Source organism: Mesobacillus sp., assembly GCF_049588175.1.
GTDB lineage: Bacteria > Bacillota > Bacilli > Bacillales > Cytobacillaceae > Mesobacillus.
Genome location: NZ_JBAVFI010000184.1, coordinates 1 through 7,244 on the forward strand (window position 1 = coordinate 1; position 7,244 = coordinate 7,244).

Below are 7,244 nucleotides of genomic sequence, written 5' to 3' on the forward strand. Positions count from 1 at the left end.
CAATCAGTCTCTCTATGGTATATGTATTTGAAAAATGAAGTGCATGGGGAAAAAGCCTACATATAAAAAAATCCGCTGGTATAATAGCCAGCGGATTTGTTATGGGGTGCTGTGTTCAGCTAAATATTCCTCCACATGCTTTATGAATTGCTGTGCCCTCACATCGTTTGTATGGTGTGTATGGATAAACTGGTAGCCGTTATCGGTAATTCTTGTTCGTTCGGCCTCATTCTCCAAATAGTACATCGCTTTCTCATGCAAATTGGATTCATTACAAGCGATAAAATTTTCGCCATCGATGAATCCCAGTTCCACAAGGTCTGGAACAGGCTTAGCAAGGAGCAAGGATCTGCATGCGGGAGCCTCAAAGTATTTCAATACGGGATAATGATACTTTGAACCGCACGTAAAGAACATCTTTGCTCTATTAAGTTCTTTGGCATATTTCACATTAAGAAAGGCATTTGAAGTTTGCTTTGCCTGATGTCCCGGATGCTGATGGAATAAGAAGCCCTTTTCCTTTCTCATTTTTGATAAAACTTCTTCTCTAAATGGATACTTTCCCGCAGGGGTTTTCGTCTTATTCGAGCTCTTGCGTTCCTTGTCAAAAACCTGTCCCATCAACAGGAAATTGATATCCTTCTCGATATTCCAATCCTTAAAAACCTCTGGATTGATAGCAAAGGGGAACCAGCGGAATTTATCCTTATATTGAGGGAAGGTTTTTAAAAACGGGGACTTCGTTACAGAAAAGATTAAATCGATTTTATTATTACTGATGTACTTTCTTCTCTGGGCAGGATTGTAATGAATATCAATTACGATACAGCCTTTCGGGATCTTAATGGTACCCAAACCCTTTATCATAGGTGACAGGCTGCTGCTCCATGCGTTGTCATAATGAAGGATGAAATCTGGCGTGAATTTCATTCTTTTTAAAATATCATTAATTTCCCCGTTTTTATGCCAATACCGAACGTCTGCAAATTTTCCGATTGCTTTGATCGTATCAAACTTAGGCTCATGCTTTGGCAATGACTTGTTGAATGATTTGATCAAAATTAAAATCTTTAGCTTTTTTTTCAAGAAATCACCTCAAATCTCACTTTTGAAACTACTATCCTTCCATCATATTCATTCAATGAAAATACTGCTTAGATTAATAGCCGATATATGAAAGCCCCTTTTAATAATCGGCACTGCTTTCGCGAATCGCACACGTCTGGCTTGCCGAAACCTTAACTGTTGCTTTCCGCTCCAGGCGCTTGCTTTCCGCGTAGAAGAATGATGTCAACAGCCTTCAAAAATGGTGAATTGAATAGAATTCGTAAAAATCAAGAAGCCGATTTAGTACTTTTGGGTGCAGAAACAACAAAGTTTATGAGAAGAGCCTTACACAACGGAGACTTATGTACATAAAATAACTGAGGATGTTTCGGAAAAAAACATTTACCTATGTAGGCAATGAAAGGATTGATTGAATGAAGAATGTTACCGTTGTAGGGTTGGGTAAGATTGGATTGCCGCTCGCGGCTATTTTTGCGAATTGCGGACATTTCCATGTGTTAGGGGCAGATATTAATAAGAATGTAGTTGATAAGGTGAATCAGGGAATCTCTCATGTGGATAATGAGCCAGGGTTGGATGAGCTGGTTGCGAAGGCCTATCAGTCTAAAACTTTGGAAGCTACAGTAAATACGGCAGAAGCGGTAAGTAAATCGGAGATCGTGGTCGTCATTGTACCTGTTTTAACAAAAGGAAACGGAAAAATTAACTATCAATATATTGATTCTGCGGTAGAGGAAATAGGCAAGGGGATAAAAAAGGGAACCCTGGTAAGCTTTGAAACCACTTTGCCAGCGGGCGACACGAGAAACAGGTTTGGACGGGCAATTGAAAGGAGTTCAGGCTTAACGATGGGTGTGGACTTCTTTTTATCCTACAGTCCTGAACGAGTGTATTCCAACAGAATTATTAAAGACTTGTCTTCCTATCCAAAGGTGGTTAGCGGCTATAACCAACAAAGTCTTGACTTAGCGTCCGATTTCTATAAAAAAGGGTTAAACTGCGATATTTTGCAGGTAAGCAGCCTGGAGGCAGCGGAATTCACAAAGGTTGCCGAGTGTGTTTACAGGGATGTTAATATTGCGCTTGCCAATGAACTTGCCATCTACGCAAACAAACTGGATGTTAACATCATGGAGGTCATTAAGGCAGCGAACAGCGAGCCTTACTCCAATATCCATCTGCCAGGCATAGGTGTAGGGGGACACTGTATTCCGGTTTATCCATATTTCTTTATAAATAATGGCCTGGATGAAGGCTTGACCACTTTATCGAGACAGATTAATGATGATATGGCTAAATATGCAGTTGGATTGGCAGCGGAAAAACTGGGATCATTAAAGGGTAAAAGAATTTTAATATTAGGATTATCATTCAGGGGAAACGTGAAAGAACCAACAAAATCATCGACGCTCTTACTTATAGAAGCGTTGAAAAATAAAAAGGCAGAGGTGTATGTGGATGACCCTTTATTTGAGGCAGATGAGATCTCTAAATATGGGGTAACGCCTTTCTTTAGCCAGGATAATGAAAAAATAGACGCCATCATTCTTCAGGCCTATCATGATGAATACAAGGACATTGATTTTTCCGCCTTTAAAAATTGCAGCCTTGTTTTGGACGGAAGAAACGTGTTGGATAAAAGCGAGATTGAAAAGTTGGGCATGGAGTATATTGGTATTGGAATTAAATAATGAAAAAGCAAAAGAGGGAACCAGCTGGTGTCCCTCTTATTTTTTGCCCTTATTTTTCATGAAGTCATTAAAAAACTTCTCGTTAAACAAAACCTGCTTGTCATTTGGCCGGTATTTCTTCGCCACATTGTTGTGCTCGATTGATTTTTCGACATTGCCTAATTCCCAATGGCATACGCATAGCTGCAGCTGGGGATACCAGGTGGAATAGGCTTCGTTCTGGAAGCCGGCTGTATCTTTTTTCATTTGTGAGGCCGTCGTATACCAGTATACTGCTGTCTGATAGTCTTTTTTAGCTTTGAAGCGATCTCCCAGGCGGCAGCATGGTTCTGACCGCGGAGCGTCATATGTCAGGCTTTTTAAAAGTGCTTCCATTTCTTCGTCCTTTTCATCGAGCCTTGCATGGCAATCAGCTAAATTAAGGCAAGCCCTTATGTTGTCCTCCACCCATCCTTTTTTGCCGCCAAGGAACTCATGATAGTAAATGATCGCTTTTTCAAATTGCTTATGGTCACGCAGTTCATTGGCATAATAGTATAAGTCTCTCGGGGAAAAATCCTCGCCATTTTTAATACGGTTTTCATAGATTCTTAAATTCCTGTCAGATGTATGGCCGATGGAAATTTTTTCATCCTTCTTATGTTCCACAGAAATATCTGAGGAGATGACCTTGCCGCTGACATCGAGATATTCATGTACTGGACCGACCCATTTAAAATTCCTGCTCCGTTTCACCAGGCGATTTCTTCTGTAATGGAAGGATGGATTTCCATATTCATCTCTGGCAATGACATAAACCATCGAGACAGCATCCACATTTACATCAAGGGATGCTTTAAGCTTTTTGAACTTTTGCTGGTCTGCCGGCAGGAAAACATCATCCGCATCGAGCCAAAGGATATAGTCCATGGTGGCATTGCTGAAGGCAAAATTGCGGGCAGCGGAAAAATCATCAATCCATTTAAAGTCCAAGACTTTATCTGTAAACTGTTTGGCGATTTCTTTTGTTTTATCCGTTGAGCCTGTATCTACAATCACGATTTCATCACAGATGTTCTGGACACTTTGAAGGCAGTTGGCCAAGACTTCCTCCTCATTTTTCACAATCATGCAAAGACTGATGGTAGGCACTGAGATACCTCCTATAAAAGATTTCTCACCATCTTATGTAACAGGGCAAAAATGTGAAACTTTCAAATGAAAATGCAGTGGTTTGTTCTTTTTTGCTGGATGGTTGTTTGACTATATATGTTATACCCAGTCCCATCTTTTAGTCATTTGCGATAAGGAACAGCATTTCAGTTTTAAGGACAGCACAGAAATCGTTCTCCTCAGGACAGATAGCCAGGAGAAGGTAAAAGGGATTTTCGAGATTAAGTTCAGCGGGGACATTGACGATGAATTTGTTTCTTCTTTTTTGTAGTGCTGCTGCAAAAAGGGGGGAACTTTTTTATTGTATAAAAAGAATTTAGTACCTGATGCTAATTTGTATTGCTCATTCATAAATAGCGTGTTATTATCAGAATATTATAAAAAGTAAAACAAAAATATAGGACAGGCTTAGGGGGATGACGGATGAAAAAGAGTATGGCTTTTTTATTGAGCGGGGCGATGCTGCTACTAGCAGCTTGCGGCGGAGGAAGTGATAAAGCAAGCGGGGATAAAGAGAAAACAGTTAAGATTGGGATTACACAGATTGTTGAGCATCCGTCTCTTGACGCTGCGAGAGAGGGGTTCATTGAGGCCCTTAAGGATGCGGGCTATGAAGAAGGCAAGAACCTGAAGCTTGATTACCAGAATGCGCAGGGTGACATGAACAACAATATGTCGATTGCTCAGAAGCTTGTTTCGGACAAAAATGACCTTATTTTAGCGATCGCGACGCCAAGTGCCCAGGCGGCTGTCCAGGCGACGAAGGATATTCCAATTTTATTCACGGCGATTACGGACCCTGTCGGAGCTGAGCTTGTCCAAAGTCTTGATAAGCCGGGAGGCAATGCGACAGGAACATCCGATACGCATCCGGATGCGATAAAGAATACGATTGAAGCGATTAAAAAGTTTGTTCCAAATGCCAAAAAGGTGGGCATTATTTATAATAATGGTGAACCAAACTCTGTTGTGAATGTTAAACATGCGAAAGAAGCATTGGAAGCAGCAGGACTTGAAGCTGTGGAAACGACGATCTCCACCAGCTCTGAAGTGAAGCAGGCTGCTGAGTCAATGGTTGGTCGCGTGGATGTATTGTACATTCCAAAAGACAACACGGTTGTTGCTGCGCTTGAGTCCGTCATTACCGTAGCGAATGACAAAGATATCCCAACATTTGTTGGGGAGGGCGATTCGGTGAAACGGGGAACGTTCGCATCGTATGGCTTCGATTATCATGACCTTGGCTACACAACCGGAAAAATGGCTGTGGAAATCCTGAAAGGCAAAAAGCCTAGCGACATGTCTGTCGGCTTCCCGGAAAACCTTGAACTGATTGTTAATAAGAAAGCAGCTGAAGAGGAAGGGGTCACCTTAACCGAGGACATGCTGAAGGACGCTAAGATTGTTGGGGAGTAAAACCAATAACCTGCCATATTTTTGGCGGGTTATTTTTGTATCAGGATTAGACACTTGTTTCTACTAATTTCCCAATCTAATGAAACCAAATTACCCTTCTTTTATTTAGTGCAAATTAATAGCTTAAAATGATGGCTATCTATTTTAAAGGGGGAATGGTGTTGCGAAGGAGTAGGAGAATCATGTCTTTCATTCTAGTGTTATTGTTGATGGTACCGGCTGCTGCCAGGGCTGGTGATTTGGGCGGTGGATCCTCGGGTGTGCCAGGAACGTGGTATGTAGGGGCTGATCCTAGTTGGATTGATCCAGCAAAGTCACCAATTGTATTTGTTCATGGTTATAATAACTCTGCTTCTGTTTGGTGGGAAGGCAATGATATGTATGAAACGGCACTCGCGAACGGCTACCAGACTGCGTTCATCGATCTCTACGCTGATCGTGATATGTGGGAGAATGGGGCGCTGCTCGCACAAAAGCTGAAGGTAATCTATGATTATTTTGGCCAGAAGAAGCTTGTTGTCGTTGGCTACAGCAAGGGTGGCGTAGACGCGCAAACAGCACTTGTCCACTACGGTGCCTACCCTTATGTTTCGAATGTCATTACACTTTCTTCGCCGCATCATGGTACACAGCTATCCGACCTTGCCCACAGCAGCACTGCCTGGTGGCTCGCGGCTTTGCTTGGAAACAATAATGACGCAACCCGCTCTCTTCAGACAGGGAATATGGCATATTTCCGCAGCATCACGGATCCCCATGCCAATGCCAAGCTGAACCGGTACTATACATTGGGCGGTACGAAATGGGGCTCATTTGGCAGTGCAACGTATTGGGGCGGACTGTATTTAAGCAGCTATGGCTCCAATGATGGAGTTGTCACTGTAGCGAGCTCCCGGGTACCTGGCGGCATAATTGTCCGTGAAGGAGCCTGGAACCATACGATGATCCGTGAAGGTTCCTATACCTTTTCAGTATTCAAACCTTATACAATGGCAGCCCAGCCAGCCGTCACTGCCGCTAATGCAAGTATGGAAAGCGAATCGAGTGGACCTGGACCTGATACGAATCAGATTGTCAGGGGCGGAAAGGGAGATAAGGGTATCAAAGACAGCTTCGTGATTGAGGACGGTGCGGAGGGATTCAAGCTTGCTTTCCTGAGTGACCAGCGTTTGCCTTCGCTCAAACTGAAAGGGCCAGACGGAAAAGAATATAATGTGGCCGGGATTGAAAAGGATACTAGTGACTTTTTTAAAGGTGCCTGGGTTCACCAGTTTGAAATCGATCAGCCGGATGCGGGGAAATGGACTGTGTCAGGACCGGCTGCAGCCTATTTGTACACTGTCGGGATTGAAAGTCCATTAGGAGCAGAAATTGGTATGGGTCCGAAAAGTAAAAGCTTAAAAGCTACCTATAAAACAAACTGGATTCAATATCATATGGACGGCAAGAAAAAGTTGAAGGAAGCAGGGAAAGGATCCAAAGCCGGAATCGTCGCGGATGGAGATTTTACCGAAGAAGGAGTTTACAACCTGACGACGGAAGTGAAGGGATTTGATGCAAAGGGAAAACCATTTGAAAGGACGATTATTGAATCTGTTTATGTAGATGGATTTGGGAAGGTACATCGTTAAATGGGGAATGCGGCTGCATCCTTGGGTGTGGCCGCTTTTATAATGGGATCGATATTTTATCTATGGTTATATTTCAATGGAGGCTATGGGAACAATTCAGCTCGGAAAGAATCTGGATGAGTGGTTGTCGAGAGGGGTATGAAAACAACTCAAAGAGTAAAAAGGACGACGAGTTGTCGTCGTAAGGGTTACGAGAACAACTCAAAGAGGAAAAAAGGCTGTCGAGTTGTTATGGGAAGCGGTACGAGAACAATTCAAAGAGAAAAAATGGCAACGAGTTGTTATG

Annotated in this window: 5 protein-coding genes; 3 read left to right on the forward strand and 2 right to left on the reverse strand. The window is 42.7% G+C overall.

All coding sequences use genetic code 11. From position 1 onward, the window contains the following. Positions 1 to 99: 99 nt before the first annotated feature. Entirely contained in the window at positions 100 to 1,086 is a 987-nt protein-coding gene (locus tag WB217_RS04365; protein WP_423990988.1) for a glycosyltransferase, read from the reverse strand. Between the two features lie 395 nt (positions 1,087 to 1,481). Between WB217_RS04365 and WB217_RS04370 the strand changes: the two genes are divergently transcribed. After that, positions 1,482 to 2,759 (forward strand): nucleotide sugar dehydrogenase, encoded by a 1,278-nt coding sequence (locus WB217_RS04370; RefSeq protein ID WP_423990990.1) that lies wholly within the window; start codon positions 1,482 to 1,484, stop codon positions 2,757 to 2,759. Positions 2,760 to 2,795: 36 nt separating this feature from the next. On the opposite strand, the gene WB217_RS04375 is transcribed toward WB217_RS04370, so the two are convergent. Next, entirely contained in the window at positions 2,796 to 3,869 is a 1,074-nt protein-coding gene (locus WB217_RS04375; RefSeq protein WP_423990996.1) for a tetratricopeptide repeat-containing glycosyltransferase family 2 protein, read from the reverse strand. A 465-nt stretch (positions 3,870 to 4,334) separates the two neighbouring features. Here WB217_RS04375 and WB217_RS04380 point away from each other — a divergent pair, with 465 nt between their 5' ends. Then, positions 4,335 to 5,327 (forward strand): ABC transporter substrate binding protein, encoded by a 993-nt coding sequence (locus WB217_RS04380; protein ID WP_423990992.1) that lies wholly within the window; start codon positions 4,335 to 4,337, stop codon positions 5,325 to 5,327. Between the two features lie 182 nt (positions 5,328 to 5,509). After that, complete coding sequence (locus WB217_RS04385; RefSeq protein WP_423990994.1) at positions 5,510 to 6,958, forward strand: esterase/lipase family protein; 1,449 nt, start codon at positions 5,510 to 5,512, stop codon at positions 6,956 to 6,958. Positions 6,959 to 7,244 lie beyond the last annotated feature (286 nt).

What these genes read in the sequence shown, in the direction of transcription:
- WB217_RS04385 (WP_423990994.1), top strand. Translation starts at nt 5,510, where the DNA reads ATGTCTTTCATTCTAGTGTTATTGTTGATGGTACCGGCTGCTGCCAGG.
- WB217_RS04380 (WP_423990992.1), top strand. Translation starts at nt 4,335, where the DNA reads ATGAAAAAGAGTATGGCTTTTTTATTGAGCGGGGCGATGCTGCTACTA.
- WB217_RS04370 (WP_423990990.1), top strand. Translation starts at nt 1,482, where the DNA reads ATGAAGAATGTTACCGTTGTAGGGTTGGGTAAGATTGGATTGCCGCTC.
- WB217_RS04375 (WP_423990996.1), bottom strand. Translation starts at nt 3,869, where the DNA reads ATGATTGTGAAAAATGAGGAGGAAGTCTTGGCCAACTGCCTTCAAAGT.